The sequence below is a fragment of the Massilia aquatica genome, from assembly GCF_011682045.1.
Classification (GTDB): Bacteria; Pseudomonadota; Gammaproteobacteria; order Burkholderiales; family Burkholderiaceae_D; genus Telluria_A; species Telluria_A aquatica.
Genome location: NZ_VVIW01000009.1, coordinates 1 through 19,738, shown reverse-complemented (window position 1 = coordinate 19,738; position 19,738 = coordinate 1). Strand labels below are relative to the sequence as shown.

The window sequence follows — 19,738 nt, the reverse complement described above, 5'->3', positions numbered from 1 at the left end:
TGAGGTTCAATGGAACTGCATTCCAAGCTGGCCACGGTCGATGTCCTGGACGAGCAAGTGCTGGCCGATCTGTTTAGCATGAAACACATCGCGGTGCGCGTGCCGCACTTCTACAACCCGGCGTATGCCAAGACCCTGTCCGATCTGCTGTACCAGGAAATCGACAATGCGGTGGCCGCGGGCATCTACGAAAGCAACGTCGACTCTTACTGGAGCGTGGCCAAGGACAATCGGCGCCGCGACCGCTACCTGGATGCCGCGTTGCCGCTGCAGCGGCGGCTGCGGCGCTTCAGCGCGCCGCATCCCTCGCCCATCGACCTGCTGCGCGTGACGCTCGACGAGGCGTGGCAGGGCGGCGCCGGCCTGCTGCGCATGGGCGGACGCAAGACGCCGTTCGGCGCCACGCGCCTGTGGCGCACCAACAGCGAAGCGCTGCCGCACCAGGACGTGCTGCGCCGCGAGCAGGGCGAGGACATGAAAGGCATCGACCTGCTCGGCCAGATCGGCGTGAACATCTATCTCGACGTGGCCGAGGAGGGCGGCGGCCTGGAAGCGTGGGACCACGTCGTCAGCGACGAAGAATACGCCGGCCTGGGCGGGCGTTACGAGGGCAGCTACGGTTACGACCGCGAGCGCCTGCCGGGCCGCTCGCTGCTGATCCACCCCCAGGTCGGCGACCTGGTCATGATCAATACGGCGTATGTCCACGCCGTGCGCAAAATCACCGCCGGACGCCGCATTACCGTGTCCGGTTTCGTTGGAAGCCGCGGTAGCGAACAGCCACTGCTTTGCTGGAGCTAATCACCATGTCTACTGTTATGAAACCGCCGGCCGGGTGCGGCCGGATCGCGCCTGCCAGCAGCGAACTGAGGGCCGGCGTCGAGCAGATGCGCTTGCCCGACCCGCTCGGCTTCGGCACGCTGATGGCGCCCATCATGGCGCTTGCCTACTACCGCGACGGGGCCTGGGAAACGCCACGCCTGACCGCGCTCGAGCCGCTCCAGCTGGCGCCGCACGCCCAGGCCTTGCACTACGGGCAAGCCATTTTCGAAGGCATGAAGGCGTACCGCAACCTCGGCGCGCTGTTCCAGAGCCCGGCACTGCTGTTCCGGCCCTACGACCATGCCAGCCGCTTCAACCGCTCGGCGCAGCGCCTGGGCATGCCGCGCATCGATGAAGAGGTGTTCGTCGAAACGCTCGAGCAACTGGTGGCGCACCTCGACAAGCTGGTGCCGGAGCGCCTGGCCCAGTCGCTCTACCTGCGCCCGGCCATGTTCGGCATCACCGACCACCTTTCGGTCACGCCTTCGACCGAATACTGCTTCGTGGTGGTGGCCACGCCCTCGGACGCGTTTTTCACCACGCCGATCAAGGCCTGGATCGAGCGCCGCTACAGCCGCGCCGGCGCCGGCGGCACCGGCAACGTCAAGGCGGCCGGCAATTACGCGGCCAGTTTCGCGGCCGCCGCGCCCCTGCGCGAACAAGGCTTTCACCAACTGCTCTGGCTCGACGCCAACAGTCGCACCCACCTTGAAGAATTCACCGCGATGAATGTCTTCGTGCGCTGGGGCGAGACGCTGTTGACGCCCCCCTTGTCGGACACCATCTTGCCCGGCATCACGCGCGACAGCCTGCTGGCGCTGGCCGGCCCGCTCGGCCTGGCGATGCAAGAGCGGCCGATCGCCATCGATGCCCTGGTCGAGGCCATCGGCGGCGGCGCCGACATCGAAGTGTTCGGCTGCGGCACGGGCGCGGTGATCGCCTCGGTCGAGGCGCTCGGCGACGAGTCCGGCCTGCGCCTGCCCCTGCCGGCCCCGAGCGTGGCGCCGCTGCTGCGCAAGTCCCTCCTGGAAATTCATCACGGTCTGGCGCCCGCCCCCAAGGGCTGGCAATGGCCGGTAGGCACAAGGAAACAGCCATGAACGATAGCCTGAACGAGAGCATGAACGAACCCCTGTACCAGGTCGTGATCAACGACGAGGAGCAGTATTCCATCTGGCCTTCCTACCGCGGCCTGCCCGCCGGCTGGCGCGCCACGGGGCCGGCGCCGGCGCCGAAACAGGCTTGCCTCGACTACATCGAGGCGCACTGGTCCGACATGCGCCCGCGCAGCCTGCGCGAGCAGGCGGACGCCCAATGATGCTGTTCTGCATTCCCTATGCGGGCGGCGACAGCGAGGTGTTCCGCGGCTGGCAGGAGGCCTTGGGACCGGTGGCGCAGGTGGTCGGCGCCGAACTGCCGGGGCGTGGGCGGCGCTATCGCGAGGCGCTGCTGCACAGTATGCCCGAACTGGTGGCCGACCTGGCCCGGCAGTGCGACACGCCCGGTCCGCTGGCGCTGCTCGGCTACAGCTTCGGCTCGACCGTCGCGCATGCGCTGGCGTGCCACCTGGAAGGGCAGGGGCGCACCCTGCGGCGGCTGTTCGTGGGCGGCTCGCGCGCGCCCTTCCTGCCGCCCGTGCCGCCGCTGCGCCACCAGATGTCCGATGCGCAGCTCGCCGCCGAGCTGGCGGCGATGAGCGGCACCGACCCCGACGTGCTGGCCAATGCGGAACTGATGTCGATGTTCCTGCCGATCCTGCGCGCCGATTTCCGCGTGGTGGAAACCTGGCAGGCGTCGCCGCAAGAAACGGTGCGCTGCCCGCTCACCGTGTTCGGCGCCGAAGCGGACGCGTTCGTCCCCGGCGCCGACCTGCGCGAATGGACCCGGCTCGGCGCCAACGGGGCGCGCGTGCGGCTTTACCCGGGCGACCACTTCGTCATCCGTTCGCAACGCGCCAGCATCTGCCGCGGTATCCGCGCCGACCTGGCGCACGACGCGCTGGCCGATGCCGCGCTCACCTGACTGAGGAAGATCTGACGATGCCTCGTGATAACAGCAACAGCTTTGCCGCATCCTCGGCCCAGCGCCGGCTGTGGGCGCTCCAGCACCGCTATCCGGACAGCCGCGCCTACACCGTGACCGAGGCGATCAGCCTGGCCGGCCGCATCGATGCGGCCTGGATGGAACAAGCCCTGGCCGCGCTGGTCGAGCGCCACGCGCAGTTGCGCGCGGTGTTCGATCTCGACAGCGCCGGCCTGACCCAGCGCGTGCTGCCGCCGGCCGCCCATCCCGTGCGCCTGGCCGTGCACCAGTGCGATCGCGGCGCCGTGCGCGCCTGGCTCGACGGGGAACTGGCGCAGCCCTTCGACCTGGCCGGCGGCCCGCTGTACCGCGCCAGCCTGCTGATGCTCGGCGAGCGCGAGGCGCTGCTGGTGCTGAGCATCCACCATATCGTTACCGATGGCTGGTCGTCGGGCCTGCTGTTCGCCGAACTCGGCCAAGCCTACGGCGCCATTGCGCGCGGCGCCCGGCCGCGCTGGGACAGCGTCCCCGGCGACTACCGCGACGCGGTGGCGCGCGAAAGCGCGCGCCTGGCGAGCCGCGCATTCGCCGCCGAGCTCGATCAGGCGGCGGCGCTGCTCGCCGGCGCCTCCCCCGTGCTCGACTTGCCCTTCGCCGGCGTGCGCCTGGAGCAGGCAACCCCGGCCTCAACCGAGCGCATGCCGCTGGCACCCGCGCTGGTGGCGCGCGTGGAGCAGCAGGCGCGCCATCACGGCGCCACGCCATTCGTGCTGTACGCCACCGCTTACGCGGTGCTGCTGGCCCGGTTTACCGGCCAGGAGGAGGTCGTGTTCGGGGTCCCGGTGGCAGGGCGCGCGCACGAACAGGATGCGCACACCTATGGCCTGTTCGTCAATACGGTCCCGGTGCGCGTGCGGGTCGACCCTGCCGACACCTGGAGCGCGCTGGTCGGGCGCGTGCGCGACCAGGCCTTCGACGCCTGCGCGCTCGACGTGCCGCTCGACGCGCTCGGCGAGCGCCTCGGCGGCTTCCCGCTGCAATCGATGCTCGTGGTCCAGCCGGGCCCGTGCCCGCTGCCGCACATCGAGGGCGTGCGGGCGGCCTGGCATTTTGTCGAGCACAGCCATGCCAAGTTCGACCTCACGCTGCAGATCGACGCCGCGCTGGCCGCCGGCGCGGACGGCGCCGCCGCCGGGGTGTATGCGGCACTGGAATATCGCGCCGACACCGTGCCGCAAGCGCTGGCCCGGCGCATGCTCGCGCACTGGCACATGCTGTTGACGGCGCTGCTCGAGGCGCCCGCGCGCGCCTGGTCCGCCCTGCTTCCGGCGACCCAGGCCGAACAGGCCGTGCTGGCCTCGCTGCGCCTGGCGCAGCGCATGCCGGCGCCGCTCGATCCGGTCGCCGCCTTTGCCGCCCAGGCCCGGGCCCAGCCGGACGCGCCGGCGCTGCACGCCGAACGCACGCTCAGCTACGCCGAACTGGCCGGGCGCATCGCCGCGATCCGGGCCGGCCTGCAGGCGGCCGGGGTCGGGCCGGGCGACTTCGTCGGGGTCTGCCTGCGCCGCCAGTCCGACCTGGTGGCGAGCCTGTTCGCGGTGCTCGCCTGCGGGGCCGCCTACGTGCCGTTCGACCCGGCCTATCCGCCCGGCCGGCTGGGGTTTATCGCCGAGGATGCGCGCTGCGCGCTGATCCTGGTCGAGCCGGCCACGCGCGGCGTGCTGGCGCCGGGCGTGGCCAGCCTGCTCGACCTCGCGGCGCTGGCGCCGCCGCAGCCGGGCGCCTGCCCGGCCTGGCCGGCCGCGCCGCCGGAGAGCACGGCCTACCTGATCTACACCTCCGGCTCGACCGGGCGTCCGAAGGGCGTGGCGATCCCGCACCGGGCCTTGCGCGCCTTTCTCGGCTGGGCCGCCGGCGCGTTCGGCGCGCAGCACCTGTCGATGGTGCTGGCCAGTACTTCGGTCTGCTTCGACCTGTCGGTGTTCGAGATTTTCCTGCCGCTGGCGCGCGGCGGAACCGTGCGCCTGGTCAATACCGTGCTCGACCTGGTTGAACAGGCCGCGCCGGTGCCGACCCTGATCAATACGGTACCGTCGGCGATGACGGAGCTGCTGCGCGCCGGCGCCCTGGCCGGCCAGGTGCGGGTGGTCAACCTGGCCGGCGAAGCGCTGGCCAGGACCCTGGTCGAGGCCATCCACGCCGCCGCGCCCGCAGTGCGCGTGTTCAACCTGTACGGGCCGTCCGAAGACACTACCTACTCGACCTGGTGCGAAGTGGCGCGCGGCGCTACCGACGAGCCGGCCATCGGTGCGCCGATCGACGGCACCAGCGCGTATGTGCTCGACAGCCGGCTGCTGCCGGCGCCGCTCGGCGCCGACGGCGAACTGTACCTGGGCGGGGCCGGGGTCGCGCTCGGCTACCTGGGCCGGCCGGCCCTGAGCGCCGAACGCTTCCTGCCCGATCCCTTCCTGGCGGGCGGGCGCATGTACCGCACCGGCGACCGGGTGCGCGTGAGCGAGCAGGGCCAGTTGCGCTACCTGGGGCGCTTCGACCATCAGGTCAAGCTGCGCGGTTTCCGCATCGAGACCGCGGAGATCGAAAGCCGGGCGCGCGCGGTGGCCGGCGTCGAGCAGGCGCTGGTGCTGGTGCGCACGGTGGGCGGCGCCGAGCATCTGGTGGCCTACTGGACCGGCGCGGCCGGGGAGGAGGCCGTGCGCGCCGCGCTGGCGGACGAGCTGCCGGCCTTCATGGTGCCGCACTACCTGGTGCGGCTGGCGCAGTTTCCGCTCAATGCCAACGGCAAGATCGAGCGCGCGCTCCTGCCCGCGCCCGCAACCGGCGCGGCCGCGCCCGGCCAGGATGGCGCCGGCGCGGCCAGCGCCAGCGAAAGCGCACTGGCCGCGCTGATGGCGCAGGTGCTCAAGGTCGGCCCGCTCGGCGCCGACGCCGACTTCGTCGCGCTCGGCGGGCATTCGCTGCTGGCGATGCAGTTGCTGGTGGGCGTGCGCGAACGGCTGCAGGTGCGCCTGCGCCTGTCCGATATCTTCAAGCACCGCACCGTGCGCGCCCTGGCGGCGCTGGCCGACGAGCTGCGCATGCAGGAACCCGACGTGGCGCCACTGGTCGCCAGCGCCGACCAGGGCGCCGCGCCGCTGTCGTTCGCCCAGGAGCGCATGTGGCTGCTCCAGCGCATGCGTCCGGACAGTTCCATGCTCAATATCGGCGCCGCCGTGCGCCTCGACGGCGCGCTCGACACCGAGGCCTTGCGCCGCGCCCTGCAATGGCTGACCGAGCGCCACGAAGCGCTGCGCCTGCGCGTCGACAGCGGCGCCGACGGCGTCCCGCGCCAACGCGCCGTGGCCGGGCAGGCGGCCTGGCTGCAGGAATCCGGCATCGACAGCCTGCAAGCCTGCGCCCCGGTCCTGCGCGGCCTGCTCGAGAGCCCGTTCGACCTGGCTTGCGAAGCGCCGGCGCGCTGGGTGCTGCTGCGCGCGCCGGAGGCGGCGGTGCTGGGCCTGGTGATCCACCACCTGGTGGCCGACGCCTGGTCGATCGAGCTGCTGTTCGACCAGCTGTTCGAGGCTTACAACGCCGTGCGCGCCGGCAATGCGCCGGCGCCGGCGCCGGCCCTGTCGACGCGCGACTACGCACGCTGGCAGCGCACCCACCTGGACCGGCCGGCGCTGCTCGCGCCCGACCTGGACTACTGGCGCGGCCACCTGGCCGGCCTGCCTCCGCGCCTGCAGCTGGCCTGGGACCATGCGCCGGCGCAGGCCTCGTCGTACCGCGGCGAGCGGCTGCGCCGCCGCCTCGACGGGCAGGCGCTCGCGGCCCTGCTGGCGCTGGCCCGGCCGCTCGGGGCCACCCCGTTCGTGGCCCTGCTCAGCGTGTACCAGGCCTTGCTGGCGCGCCTGTCGCGCCAGGACGAGGTGCTGGTCGGCACGCCGATCGCCAACCGCGACGTGGCCGGCGCCGGCGAGGTGGTCGGCTGCCTGCTCAACACCCTGGTGCTGCGCGCCGGTTTCGCCGCCGACCCCTGCTTCGAACAACTGCTGCTGCGCACGCGCCAGGACAGCCTGGCCGCCTTCGATCACCAGCGCGCGCCGTTCGAACTGGTCATCGCTGCGCTCGACGTCGAGCGCAGCGTGAACCACACGCCGCTGATCCAGACCATGTTCGTGCTTAACGATACAGTGCGCGCGCGCAGCCTGCCCACCGGCCTGCGCTGCGCCAGCGTGGACGTGCCGCCGCTGGCCACCCAGTACGACGTCACGCTGATGATTGGGCGCGACGACGATGGCTGGCACGCGGCCTGGGATTACCGGAGCGACCTGTTCGAGCCGGCCACCATCGGCGCCATGGCCGACTGCTACGAAGCGCTGCTGGCGCAGGCGCCCGGGCAGGCCCGCACGCCGCTCTCGCGCCTGGCGCTGGGCGCGGCGCCGCCCGTGGCGCATGGCGCCGCGCCGCTGCCGGCAACCTTGCCCGCGCTGTTCGCCGCCCAGGCGGCGGCCTGGCCCGATGCGCCGGCCGTGCGCGACGACAACGGCGTGCTCAGCTACCGCGAACTGGACCTGGCCTCGGAGCGCATGGCGCGCGCCCTGGTGGGCGCCGGGGTGGCGCTGGAAGACCGGGTGGCGCTGCTGCTGCCCAAGAGCTGCGCGGCGATCGTCGCCCTGCTGGCCGTGTCCAAGGCCGGCGCCGCCTTCCTTTGCCTCGATCCGTTCTTGCCGGACGAGCGCCTGCGCGCGCTCGCGGCCGACGCCGGCGTGCGCCTGCACATCACCGACGGCGCGCAGGCGGCGCGGCTGGGCCTGGCGCCGCACGCGTGCCTGTTGGCCGACGCCATTCCCGAGGCCGACCCCGGCGTGGCCCTGCCGGGCGCGCGCCTGAGCGCGGAGCACCTGGCCTACATCATTTACACCTCCGGTTCGACGGGCGCGCCGAAAGGGGTCATGCTGAGCCATCGCGGGCTGGCTCAGCTGCAGGCGCTGCATCGCGACAGTTTCGGCGCCGGCCCCGGTGCCCACGTGCTGCAATACGCCCCGGTCAGCTTCGACGCCTCAGTGTGGGATGTGGCGATGGCGCTGCTGAGCGGCGCCTGCCTGCACCTGACGGCCGCCGCGCACGCGCTGTTGCCCGGCACGGCGCTGGCGGCCACCCTGGCCGAGCGCGCCATCACCCACCTGACCCTGCCGCCGTCCAACCTGGCGCTGCTGGCGCCGGCGGCCGGGACGCTGCGCTGCGTGGTGCTGGCCGGCGAGGCGCTGCCGGCCGAGCTGGCGCAGCGCTGGCGTTCTTGCGTGCGCCTGTGGAACGGCTATGGCCCGACCGAGGCGAGCGTGTGCGCCACCGTGCACGACTGCGCCGATACGGCCCCGGGGCGCGCCCCGGAGATCGGCCGCGCCCTCTCCGGCACCCGCGCGTATGTGCTCGACGCCGGCCTGAACGCCTTGCCGGTGGGCGTGCCTGGCGAACTGTACCTGGGCGGGCAGGGCGTCGCGCGTGGCTACCTGAACCGGCCCGGCATGACCGCCGCAGCGTTCCTGCCCGATCCCTTCTCGCAGGAGCCCGGGGCGCGCATGTACCGCAGCGGCGACCTGGCGCGCTGGAGCGGCGACGGCCGCCTCGACTATCTGGGCCGGATCGACGAGCAGGTCAAGCTGCGCGGCATCCGCATCGAACCGGGCGAGATCGAGCGCGTGCTGGCCGGGCTCGATGCGCGCATCGCCGACGCCGCCGTGCTGCTCGAGCGCGGCGCCAGCGACCAGTACCTGGTCGGCTTCGTCACCGGTGCGCAGCGTTTCGACCCGCAGCCGCTGCTGGCCGGTCTGGCGGCGCGCCTGCCGGCCTACATGGTGCCGGCCTGGCTGCAGTTCGTCGAGCGCTTCCCGCTCACCCGCAACGGCAAGCTCGACCGCAAAGCGCTGGCCGCGCTGGCCGCGCCGCCGCACGCCGACGGCGCCGCCGCCGCGCCCCCGCGCGGTGCGCTGGAACAGGAAGTCGCCGCGCTCTGGCGCGAGGTGCTCGGCGCCGAGGTGGGACGCAGCGTCAGCTTCTTCGCCGCCGGCGGAACGTCGCTGAGCATGACGCGCCTGTTCGACCGCATCGACCAGCGCTATCGCGGCGCGCTCAAGCTGGTCGACCTGTTCCAGTTGAACACGGTCGCGGCGATCGCCGCGGCGCTGGAACACGCCGGCGCGGGCCGGCCGGCCGCCGCCGACTTCAGTTTTCGCTTATAGGAGCTAGCAATGCACACCTTTGCCAACCAACCGATTGCGATCATCGGGATCGCCGCCGCCTTGCCCGGTGCCGGCGCCGGCGCCGACCTGGCGCAACTGGCCGCCTCACTGGAACAGGGGCGCGACCTGGTCGCCCCGGTGCCGCCGTCGCGGCGCCGCGACGGCGCCTTCGGCGCGGCCGAGGCGCTCTCGGAATGCGCGCTGCTGGAGCGGATCGACCTGTTCGACCATGGGTTTTTCGGCATGTCGCTACGCGAAGCGCGCCAGATGGACCCGCAGCAGCGCTTGCTGCTCCAGCTTAGCTGCAAGGCCATCTGGGATGCCGGCCATGCCCTCGACAGCGTACGCGGCAGCCGTACCGCGGTGGTGTTCGGCGCCGCCAGCGAGAGCTACTCGGCGCTGCTCGCGCACGAGGAGGCGCCGCTGGTGACCGGGCTGCTGCCGGCCGCGCAGGCCGGACGCGTGGCCTACCAGCTCGACCTGCACGGTCCGGCGTTCACGCTCGACACCGCCTGCTCCTCGGCGCTCGGCGCGATCCTGGAAGCGGCGCGCCTGCTCGCCAGCGGCGAGGCCGAGATGGCGTTGACCGGTGGCGTGCGCCTGATGAGCCGGCCGCCGCTGGCGCTGGTGGCCGGCAACGAGGGCATTTTGTCGCCCGGCGCGCGCGCCCGCAGCTTCGACCAGGCGGCCGACGGCACCGCCCTGGGCGAAGGGGGCGTGGTGTACCTGCTCAAGCCGCTGGCTGCGGCCCAGCGCGACGGCGACCCGGTGCACGCCGTCATCCTGGGCGGGGCGCGCAATCAGGATGGGGGCCGCAGCAACGGCTTCGCCGCTCCCAGCGCCGAAGCGCAGGAGCAATTGCTGGTCGAGGCCTGGCGCGCGGCCGGCGTCAATCCGCTCTCGATCGGCCTGATCGAGGCGCATGGCACCGGCACCCGCCTTGGCGACCCGATCGAGTACAAGGCCCTGAGCGCGGCCTTTGCGCGCAGCACCGCGCGTACCGGCTTTTGCGTGCTCGGTTCGGTGAAATCGAATATCGGCCACCTCGATAGCGCCGCCGGCGCCGCCGGCGTACTCAAGGCGGTGCTGGCGCTGAAACACGCCAGGCGCTATGCCTCGGCCCATTTCCGCACGCCCAATCCGCTGCTCGAGAGCGCCACCTCGGCGCTGCTGTTGTCGGACCGGACGCAGGACTGGCCGAGCGCCGCGCCGCGCCGCGCCGGGGTCAGCGCCTTCGGCATGACCGGCACCAATGTGCACCTGGTGCTGGAGCAGGCGCCGCCGCAGGCGCAGGCGCCGGTGCGCCCCGGCAAGCGCAGCGAGCCGGTCCTGGCGCTGCTTGCCGCCCATAGCGCTGCGGCGCTGCGGCGTCACGCGGCCTGCCTGGCAGCCTACCTGGAAGAGAAGGGCGACGCCGCCCTGGCCGACCTGGCCTGGGTGCAGGCGGCCGGGCGCGACCATGGCCCCTACCGTGCCACGCTGAGCGCGCTCGATGGCGCGCAAGCGGCGGCGGCGCTGCACGCCATCGCGGCCGGCACGCAGGCGCTGGAGCGCTGTCCGGAAGCGGTCCCGGTCATGCTGCTGGCGCACGAGGGCGCGGTCGACGCCGCCACGGCCGACGCCTGCCTGATGCTCGCGCCCGGCCTGCGCCCCTGGTGCGCGCAAGAGCGCGCGCGCCTCGACGCGCTCGACCCGGCGCTGCGCGCGCACGCCGACGCGCTGCTGCACAAGCTGGTGCTGGTGCGCACCTTGCTGGAACTGGGCGTATCGGAGCGCAACCTGATCGGCCATGGCAGCGGCAACCTGCTGCTGGACGTGCTGCGCGGCCAATCGAGCCTGGCCGCAGCGGCGGCGGCGGCCGCCGTGCAGGCAAGCCCGGCGGCGCCCGATGCGGGGCGCCTGGCGCAAGCGTTCGCGGCCATCGCGGAGCAGGGCGAGCCGGTGTACCTGGCTCCCTGGCCGGGGCAACTGGCAACGGCCGCCACGCAAGTGGCGCCGCTGCGCCATGGCGCCGCGCTGGCCGGCGCCGGCGCCGCGACCCGCAGCGCCCTGCTGGCGGCGCTGGCCGTGCTGTACCGCTGCGGCGTGACGCTCGACTGGCAGGCGCTGGCACGCCTGGGCAGCGGCGACGGCCGCCGCGCCAGCGTGCCCACCGACCTGTTCGAGGCGCTGCGCTGCTGGACCGACGCGCCGCAGCCATCCGACGCTGGCGGGCTGGCCCAGCCGCACCAGCCATCCCTGGCCGCGCCCGCCCCCGCCCCCGTCCCCGCCGACACCGAGCAGGCGCTGGCGGCGATCTGGCGCCGCCTGCTGGAAACCGGCAGCATCGACAGCGGCGACGATTTCTTCGACCTGGGCGGCGATTCGCTGATGCAGACCCAGCTGGCCAACGCGGTCAAGCAGGCGTTCGGGGTCGACCTGGACTTCAATGCGCTGTACGACCACCCGACCCTGGCGGGGCTGGCGGCGCACATCCGCACCCTGGCGCCGCAGGCGCAGGCGCAGGCCGCGGGCGAGCCCCGCGAGGCGGGCCCGCAGCGCGATCCGGGGCGCACCCGCTTCCCGGCCAGCCATTCGCAGCGGCGCATGTGGCTGCTCCAGCAACTCGACCCGCAGTCCGGCGCCTACAACGTCTCGGCCGCGTATGGGCTCGACGGCGCGCTCGACCCGGACGCGCTGCGCACGGCGCTGCAGCGCCTGGCGGCGCGCCACGACATCCTGCGCTCGGCCTTTGCGCTCGACGACGGGGAACTGACGATGCTGGTCCACGCCGGCGCTGCGGTCGACTTCGAGGTGGCCGGCACGCCGGCGCAGGACGCCGCCGCGCTCCTGCTGCGCCACGCGGCGCGCCCGTTCGACCTGGCCGCGCCGGGGGCCTGGCGCGTGCTGCTGCTGCAAGAGCGGGGCGCGAGCGGCCATGGATGCCTGCAGCTGGTGCTGCACCACGCGATCTGCGACGAATGGTCGCTCAACCTGCTGCTGCGCGAACTGGAGTGCGACTATGCCGCCGCGCTGGCCGGACAAGCCTCGCCGGTGGCGCCGCCCAAGCTGCAGTTCGGCGACTGGGCCGCGTGGGAACGCAGCCTGGCGCTGTCGCCCCAGCGCCAGCGCGACGGCGAGCACTGGCAGCGCGTGCTGGCCGATGCGCCGGCCACCCTGGCGCTGCCGACCGACTTCCCGCCCGCGGCGCGCCAGGACGATGCCGGGGCGTGGTTGCCGCTGGCCGTGCCGGCCGCGCTGACCGCGCGCCTGCGCGAGGCGGCGCGGGCCGCCCACGGCACCCTGTTTACCTGGCTGCTGACCGGCTACGCGGCCTGGCTGGCGCGCCTCACCCAGTCCGAGGATTTCCTGATCGGCGTGCCGAGCGCCGGGCGCCATCATCCGGACGCCGAAAACCTGCCCGGTTGTTTCATCAACACCTTGCCGATCCGGATCGACGCCAGCGGCGAGCCGAGCTTCCGGGTGCTGTTCGAACGGGTGCGCGGCGCGCTCAACGCCGCCCTCGAACACCAGCGCCATCCGTTCGACCTGATGGTCGAGCAAGTCCGCGCCGGCGGCGACGCCGCCCGCTCGCCCCTGGTGCAGACCCTCGTTTCGCTGCAGGGCAACGCGCCGGGGGCGGACGCCCAGCTGCGCCTGGGCCAGGCCGCGCTGCGCGCGCTGCCGCCGCAAGGGACCGTGGCGTGGTTCGACCTGTCCGCCGTGCTGTGGGAAACCGCGCAGGGCGGCCTGGAGGGCATCCTGGCTTACCGCAGCGCGCTGTTCGAGCGCGCCACCATCGACAGTTTCTGGCAGGACTGGTGCGCGCTCCTCGAAGCCGGTCTGCTCCAGCCGGACGACTCCATTCATCACCTGCTGCACGATCTGGCCTGGTAGCGCCCGGCCATTTTTCTTAACCAAAGAGAGACAAGAAAATGCAATCGACTAACATCGGCCACTACCTGGCCCACGGCGTCACCACCATGCGGCGCGACGATCCGGTGTTGTACGAGATCCTCGAACGCGAACACGAGCGCCAGCGCAACACCTTGTCGCTGGTCGCGTCGTGCGGGGGCACCGATCCGTCGGTGATGGCGGCGGCCGGCGCGAGCATCGTCAACGTGACCGCCGAGGGCTATCCGGGCAACCGCTACCATGCCGGCTGCACCTATGTCGACCAGGCCGAGCGCCTGGCCATCGAGCGCGCCCGGAAAGTGTTCGGCGCCGCCTATGTCAACGTGCAGCCGCACTGCGCCAGCTTCGCCAACCACACGGTGATGCAGGCGGTGCTGCGGCCGGGCGAGGCCATCCTCGGACTGGCGCTCGACCAGGGCGGGCACTTGACCCATGGCGCGCCGGCCAACCTGAGCGGACGGCTGTTCCGCTCGCATACCTATGGCCTCGACAGCAAGGGTCTGATCGACTACGGGCAGCTGCGCGAACAGGCGCGCGAACACCGCCCGCGCCTCATCGTGTGCGGCACCACCTCGTACACCCGCACCATCGATTTCGAGCGCATCCGCGGCATCGCCGACGAGGTCGGCGCCTTCGTGCTGGCCGACATCACCCACATCGCCGGCCTGGTCGCGGCCGGCCTGCATCCGAGCTCGATCGACGCCGCCCATTTCACCACCACCTGCACCTTCAAGCAGCTGTTCGGCCCGCGCGGGGCCCTGATCATGATGGGCCGCGACGCCGCCACCGTGAGCGACGACGGCAAGCGCAGCCTGTCCGAGCGGATCCAGAGCGCGGTGTTCCCGCTGATGCAGGGCTCGCCCGAAGTGCACACCATCGCGGCCAAGGCGCGCGCCATGGGGCGCCTGCTGGAACCGGGATTTCGCGAACTGGCGCTGCGCATCCGCGCCAACGCCGACGCGCTGGCGGCGGCGATGGCCGCGCGCGACTACCAGGTCGTTGGCGGCGGCACCGACAACCACATCGTGCTGTTCCGGGTGCGCTCGTCCATCAACGGCCTGGTGGCGCAGGCGGCGCTCGAGTCGTGCGGGATCCTGGTCAACAAGAACAAGATCCCGGGCGACCTGCGCGGGGCCCAGGTCGCCAGCGGCGTACGCCTGGGCACCAACACGGCGGCCCTGCGCGGCATGCAGGCGCCCGAGATGGCCCTGGCGGCCGAACTGATCGACGAGGTGCTGCGCCACACCGGCGTCGGCGCCGGCGGCGAGGCCCTGCTGCCCGAGCCGGTGCGGGCCGAGGTCTCGGCCGCAGTGCACGCGCTGTGCCAGCGTTTCCCGCTGCCGTACGACGGCGCCATCGACCAAGCCCACTAGGAAGCCCCCATGAGCACACATATCGAGGCGGTCTATCCGCTCTCCCCGCTCCAGCAGGGCTTGCTGTTCCACACGGTCAGCCGCCCGGGCGAACCGACCTACTTCGAGCAGATCTGCTGTTCGATTCGCGGCACGCTCGATCGCGCCGCGTTCGAGCAGGCCTGGAACTGGGTCCTGGCGCGCCACCCGGTGCTGCGCACCGCGTTCGCCTACAAGCAGGCGCAGGAACCGATGCAGGTGGTCGGACGCCAGGTGCGCCTGGCGCTCGACTGGGCCGACTGGCGTGCGCAGGCGGCGCCGGAGCAGGCCTGGCAGGCGCTGTTGCAGGCCGACCGCGACCAGGGTTTCGACATGGCCAAGGCGCCGCTGATGCGCCTGACCGCGCGCCAGCTCGACGCCGCGCACCACCTGTTCGTCTGGAGCCACCACCACATCCTGCTCGACGGCTGGAGTTTCGGCCTGGTGCTGCACGAAGTGCTCGGCTGCTACGCCGAACTGGTGCGCTGCGGACGGCCCCCGGTGCTGCCGGCGGCGCGCCCGTTCGCCGACTTCATCGACTATCTGCGCCGGCGCGACCAGCAGGCCGACGAACGCTTCTGGCAACGCTACCTGGCCGGCTGCAGCGCGCCGACCCGGCTCGCGGTCGACCGCGGCCAGGGCGTGCACGAAGGCGGCGGCAAGGCCGAGGTGACCTTGTCGGTCCAGCTTGACGAGCGCGCCAGCGAGCTCGTCAAATCCAGCTGCGCCCGGCTGGGGGTCTCGCTCAGTGCGCTCGTGCATGGCGCCTGGGCGCGCCTGCTGGGCGCCTACAGCGGCGAGCGCCAGGTGATGTTCGGCACCACCACCGCCGGCCGCCCGCCCGAACTGAGCGGGGTCGAGCAGATGGTCGGCCTGTTCATCAATGCCGTGCCGCTGCTGGTCGACATCGATCCGCAGGCGCGCGTCGGCGACTGGCTGCTCGCGCTCCAGCGCGCCCTGTTCGAAGTGCAGGAACATCAATACACCGGGCTGGGCCGGATCCAGGAACTGTCGCCGCTACAGCGTGGCAACCCGCTGTTCGAAACCCTGCTCAGTTTCCAGAACTACCCGCTCGAAGAAGGCCACCTGCAAAGCTGGGAAGGCATCCGCCTGACTGATTACAGCTGGACCGGGCCGACCAACTACCCGCTCGCGGTGCGCGCCTTTCCCGGCGAGCGCATCATGCTGGTGCTGACTTATTACCAGCACCGGCTCGACGACGAGGTGGCCGCGGCCATGCTGGACCAGTTGCACAGCCTGGTCGAGCGCCTGGGCAGCGCGCCCCAGCGCTTCATGTGGGAAGTGGCGCCGGTGGCCGGAGCGCATGCCGAACGCATGCTGGGCCAGTGGAACGCGACAGCCTTCCCGTACGCCGAGCGCCAGACCTTGCACGGCCTGGCCGAGCGCCAGGCCAGCCTGCGCCCGCAGCAGCTGGCGCTGGTGGCCGGCGACGAACGGCTCAGCTACGCCGAACTCGACACCCGCGCCAACCAGCTGGCCCGCTATCTTCAGCAACAGGGGGTCGGGCCGGGCGACCGGGTCGGCCTGTGCACCGACAAGTCGGCCGCCACCGTGATCGGCATGCTGGCGATCATGAAGGCGGGGGCGGCCTACGTGCCGCTCGACCCGGCCTATCCGCCGGCGCGCATCGCCTACATGGCCGGGGATGCGCGCCTGAAGGTCTTGCTCACCTGGGGCAGCGGCGGCGCCGCCACGGCCGGGCTGGAACTGGCGCGCATCGCGCTCGACGCCGACCGCGAACGCTACGCCGCGCTGCCGGGCGAGCCGCTGGCGCTGGACGTGTCGCCGGATGCGTTCGCCTACGTGATCTATACCTCCGGCTCGTCCGGCCATCCCAAGGGCGTGATGCTGAACCACCGCGGGCGGGTCAACAACGTCGAAGACTACTGCCGCATGTTCAACATCGGCCCGCAAGACCGTACCCTGTGCGTCTCGTCGCTGAGCTTCGACATTTCGGTGTGCGACCTGTTCTGGACCCTGCAGGCCGGCGCCACCCTGGTGTTCCCCTCGCCCGGACACGAGAAAGACCCGGCGCACTGGCTGGCGCTGCTCGGGCGCGAAGGCATCACCCTGTGGCACTCGGCCCCGGCGCTGATGGACGCCCTGCTCGAGACGGCTGCCGATGCCGCCGCGCAGGACGGCCACGGCCACGGCGCGCCCGGCCTGCGCCTGGCCCTGCTCGACGGCGACTGGATTCCCCTGTCGATGCCGGACCGGGTGCGCGCCGCCTTCCCGCAGGCGCAGGTGGTCAGCGCCGGCGGCGCCACCGAGCTGTCGATCGATTCGCTCACCTTCCCGGTGGGCGCGGTCGACCCGGCCTGGCGCAGCATTCCTTACGGCAAGCCGATGGGCAACCAGAGCGCCTACATCGTCGACCAGAACCTCGAGGCCACGCCGGTCGGGGTGCCGGGCGAGCTGCTGCTGGGCGGGGCCGGCATCGCCGCCGGCTATTTCGAGCGTCCTGGCCTGAGCGCCGAGAAATTCATTCCGCACCCCTGGCCGGGCGTCCCGGGCGAGCGCCTGTACCGTACCGGCGACCTGGCCCGCTTCGGGGCCGACGGTACCATCGAACTGATCGGGCGGATCGATTTCCAGGTCAAGATCCGCGGCATCCGCATCGAGCTTGGCGAGATCGAGGCCACCTTGCGCAGCCACCCGCTGGTGGCGGCCTGCCTGGTCAGCGCCCCGGCCGACGCGGCCGGCGAGCGGCGCCTGGCCGCCTACGTGGTGGCGGCCGGGCCGGGCGCGGACACCCTGGGCGCGACCCTGCGCGCCTGGCTGCGCCAGCGGCTCCCGGAAACCCTGGTGCCGGAAGCGTTCGTGCTGCTCGACAAGCTGCCCCTGAGCGCGAATGGCAAGATCGACCGGCGCGCCCTGCCGCCCGCGCAGTTCGCCGCCGGCACGTCCTGCCGCAGCGCCCCGGCCAATGCGCTCGAAGAAGCCCTGGCGCGCCACTGGGCCGGGGTGCTCGGGATGGACCCGGAACTGCTCGACGTGGGCACCAGCTTCTTCGACCTGGGCGGCAATTCCCTGAAAGCGCTGCGCGCCTGCCGCCTGCCGGGCCGGCCGATTCCGGTCACCGCGCTGTACCAGTACCGTTCGGTGCGGGCCTTGGCCGAGCACCTCGGCGCCGGGCAGCGCGAGGCCGGCGTGCTGGTGGCGCTCACGCGCGCCGAGGCCGCCCCGGTGGCGATCTGCGTGCCCTACGGCGGCGGCCATGCCGGGGTGTACCAGGGCCTGGCCGAGGCGCTCGAAGGGCGCATCAGCGTGCACGCGGTGCGCCTGCCCGGCCACGAGCACGACGGCAGCGACGAGCCCTTGCAGCCGATCGAGAGCGTGGCGGCGGCCGTGGTGCAGGCGGCCGCGCGCTTTTGCGGGCGCCCGCTGCTGGTGTACGGCCATTGCGGCGGGGTGGCTCTGGCCACCGAGATCGCGCGCCGCCTCGAAAGCGGGGCGCACGACCTGCGCGCGCTGGTGGTGGGCGCGAGCTATCCGCCGCGCCAGGCCGCCGAGCTCGAACATGACCCGTTCGCCGGCCAGTCCGACCAGGACCTGGCCATGGGCTTTGCCCGGCTGGGCGGTTTCGGCGAGCTCAGCGCGGCCGAAGCGCAGGCGATCGGCCGCCTGCTGCGCCATGACGGCGCCGAAGCGCGCCGCTACTTCCGGGCGCGCCTGGGCCAGGCCGGGGAAAAGGTGCGCACGCCCCTGACCTGCCTGATCGGCCAGTCCGATCCGCTCACCAGCGGCTACGCAGGGCAATGGAGCGCCTGGCGCCTGTGCGCCGAGCGCTGCGAACTGCAGGTACTGCCGGGCGACCATTATTTCGTCCGCCATAGTCCGCACCTGGTCGCCGAGCGCCTGATGGCGGCCCTGGCGAACGCCGAAAACAACAATCTTGAGGTGAGCGCATGACAACTGCAAGCAATCCCAATGCCCGCGTGGCGATCATCAACCTGATGCCGCAGGCCGAAGTGTATTTCGATTATATGGCCCAGGCTTTGCCTGCCGGAACCGAGGTGTGCTGGGTGCGGCTGCGCAACCATGCCTACCGCAGCAGCAACCAGGAGATCCTGGCCGCGACCCACCGCTACTACGACCCGGGCGACATCGATGGCTGCGACGCGCTGCTGCTGACCGGCGCGGCGATGGACCTCAATCCCGACTTCACCGCCGCCGCCTACTGGGACGAAGTGGTGGGGACGCTGCGCGACGCCAGCACCCGGGTCGGCTCGATCGCCGGGGTGTGCTGGGGCGCCCAGGTCCTGGCCAAGGTGTTCTACGGGATCGACAAGCAACATTTTCCGGCCAAGCTGTCGGGCGTGTTCGAGATGCAGAACCTGCGCCCGCAACACCCATTGATGAGCGGGCTGGACGAGCGCTACTGGCTGCCCCAGAGCCGCTACGCGGAAATGGCGCCGGAGGGCTTCGCCGCCGCGGTCGACGCCGGCAAGCTGCTGCCGCTCGACTGGTCCGAGGCCAGCGGCTACACCACGGTGGTGTCGGACGACTGCCGCTTCCTGATGCTGCAAGGGCACCAGGACTATCCGACCGAGCGCCTGATGCAGGAATACCGCAATGCCCGCGAGCGCGGCGAAGATCCGCCGCTCCCGCTCAACTACGACGTGGAGCGTCCGCTCAACCGCTGGCGCGCCAACAGCCGCGCCCTGCTGGCGGCGTGGCTGCGCCTGGCGATGGAGCGCAAGCGCGCGCTGCCGGCCCCGGCCGGCATGGCAGAGGGAGTGCACCAGCATGCAAGCTAAGCTCTTCGAGCGGGCGCGCGAGCCCGCACAACTGGCCGCGCTGGTCTGCGCTGCGCTGCGCGGCGCGGGCGCCCGCGAGGTGCTCGCCGGCCAAGGCGGCGCGGCCATGGCCGAGCGCATCGGGCAACTGGTCGATGCACTGCGGCGGCATGAGGTGCGCCCGCACGAGCTGGTCGGCCTTGGCGCCGACGCGCCGGCGGCGCTGGTCGAAGGCGTGCTGGCCGCCTGGCTGGCCGGCGCCACGCCCTGCCTCGGTGCGCAGCTGCCGCCTCTGCGGCTGCGCCTGGATGGCGCGGCGCTGGCGAGCGGCCGCGCCGCCCCGCGCTGCCTGGCGGCGGCGCTGGTGCTGGTCGAGCCGCTGGTGGGCGCGATCGCCCATCCGCTCGACACCCTCGGGCGCGCCTGCCTGCCGGACGCCGTGCTCGGCGCGGCTGGGCTGGCGATCGTGGCCGACTGGCGCGCCGACGTCTGGCTGCCGCTGGTGTTGCAGGCGCTCGAGGCGGGCGTCGAGCGCCTGGCGCTGCTGCCGGCCGCGCCCGGCGTGGCCGTGGCGCACGGCATGGCGCTGGCCGCGCCGCTGGCCTGG

The 19,738-nt window shown here is 72.5% G+C and carries 10 protein-coding genes; all 10 read left to right on the top strand.

Annotated features, from left to right (window positions below; genetic code table 11):
• Positions 1-9: 9 nt before the first annotated feature.
• Entirely contained in the window at positions 10-801 is a 792-nt protein-coding gene (locus tag F1609_RS16585; RefSeq protein ID WP_167077522.1) for a 2OG-Fe(II)-dependent halogenase WelO5 family protein, read from the top strand.
• A gap of 5 nt (positions 802-806) precedes the next feature.
• Positions 807-1,922: a branched-chain amino acid aminotransferase gene (locus F1609_RS16580; protein WP_167077521.1), complete on the top strand. Its 1,116-nt coding sequence runs from the start codon at positions 807-809 to the stop codon at positions 1,920-1,922.
• Positions 1,919-2,140: an MbtH family protein gene (locus F1609_RS16575; protein ID WP_167077520.1), complete on the top strand. Its 222-nt coding sequence runs from the start codon at positions 1,919-1,921 to the stop codon at positions 2,138-2,140. The genes F1609_RS16580 and F1609_RS16575 overlap by 4 nt, the downstream gene beginning before the upstream one ends.
• Positions 2,137-2,844: a thioesterase II family protein gene (locus tag F1609_RS16570; RefSeq protein ID WP_167077519.1), complete on the top strand. Its 708-nt coding sequence runs from the start codon at positions 2,137-2,139 to the stop codon at positions 2,842-2,844. The genes F1609_RS16575 and F1609_RS16570 overlap by 4 nt, the downstream gene beginning before the upstream one ends.
• Before the next feature lie 17 nt (positions 2,845-2,861).
• Complete coding sequence (locus F1609_RS16565; RefSeq protein WP_167077518.1) at positions 2,862-9,086, top strand: non-ribosomal peptide synthetase; 6,225 nt, start codon at positions 2,862-2,864, stop codon at positions 9,084-9,086.
• A 9-nt stretch (positions 9,087-9,095) separates the two neighbouring features.
• Positions 9,096-12,962, top strand: a complete 3,867-nt coding sequence (locus F1609_RS16560; RefSeq protein WP_167077517.1) for a condensation domain-containing protein — start codon at positions 9,096-9,098, stop codon at positions 12,960-12,962.
• A gap of 38 nt (positions 12,963-13,000) precedes the next feature.
• Positions 13,001-14,353: a serine hydroxymethyltransferase gene (glyA, locus tag F1609_RS16555; protein WP_167077516.1), complete on the top strand. Its 1,353-nt coding sequence runs from the start codon at positions 13,001-13,003 to the stop codon at positions 14,351-14,353.
• A 9-nt stretch (positions 14,354-14,362) separates the two neighbouring features.
• Complete coding sequence (locus tag F1609_RS16550; protein WP_167077515.1) at positions 14,363-18,304, top strand: non-ribosomal peptide synthetase; 3,942 nt, start codon at positions 14,363-14,365, stop codon at positions 18,302-18,304.
• Positions 18,301-19,152: a homoserine O-acetyltransferase/O-succinyltransferase family protein gene (locus F1609_RS16545; RefSeq protein ID WP_167077514.1), complete on the top strand. Its 852-nt coding sequence runs from the start codon at positions 18,301-18,303 to the stop codon at positions 19,150-19,152. Before F1609_RS16550 ends, F1609_RS16545 begins: the two co-directional genes overlap by 4 nt.
• On the top strand, positions 19,142-19,738 hold a 597-nt coding region (locus F1609_RS16540), incomplete at its 3' end, for an acyl-CoA synthetase family protein (protein WP_196785449.1). The genes F1609_RS16545 and F1609_RS16540, both read left to right, overlap by 11 nt.

What these genes read in the sequence shown, in the direction of transcription:
- F1609_RS16570 (WP_167077519.1), top strand. Translation starts at nt 2,137, where the DNA reads ATGATGCTGTTCTGCATTCCCTATGCGGGCGGCGACAGCGAGGTGTTC.
- F1609_RS16575 (WP_167077520.1), top strand. Translation starts at nt 1,919, where the DNA reads ATGAACGATAGCCTGAACGAGAGCATGAACGAACCCCTGTACCAGGTC.
- glyA (WP_167077516.1), top strand. Translation starts at nt 13,001, where the DNA reads ATGCAATCGACTAACATCGGCCACTACCTGGCCCACGGCGTCACCACC.
- F1609_RS16560 (WP_167077517.1), top strand. Translation starts at nt 9,096, where the DNA reads ATGCACACCTTTGCCAACCAACCGATTGCGATCATCGGGATCGCCGCC.
- F1609_RS16550 (WP_167077515.1), top strand. Translation starts at nt 14,363, where the DNA reads ATGAGCACACATATCGAGGCGGTCTATCCGCTCTCCCCGCTCCAGCAG.
- F1609_RS16545 (WP_167077514.1), top strand. Translation starts at nt 18,301, where the DNA reads ATGACAACTGCAAGCAATCCCAATGCCCGCGTGGCGATCATCAACCTG.
- F1609_RS16565 (WP_167077518.1), top strand. Translation starts at nt 2,862, where the DNA reads ATGCCTCGTGATAACAGCAACAGCTTTGCCGCATCCTCGGCCCAGCGC.
- F1609_RS16580 (WP_167077521.1), top strand. Translation starts at nt 807, where the DNA reads ATGTCTACTGTTATGAAACCGCCGGCCGGGTGCGGCCGGATCGCGCCT.
- F1609_RS16585 (WP_167077522.1), top strand. Translation starts at nt 10, where the DNA reads ATGGAACTGCATTCCAAGCTGGCCACGGTCGATGTCCTGGACGAGCAA.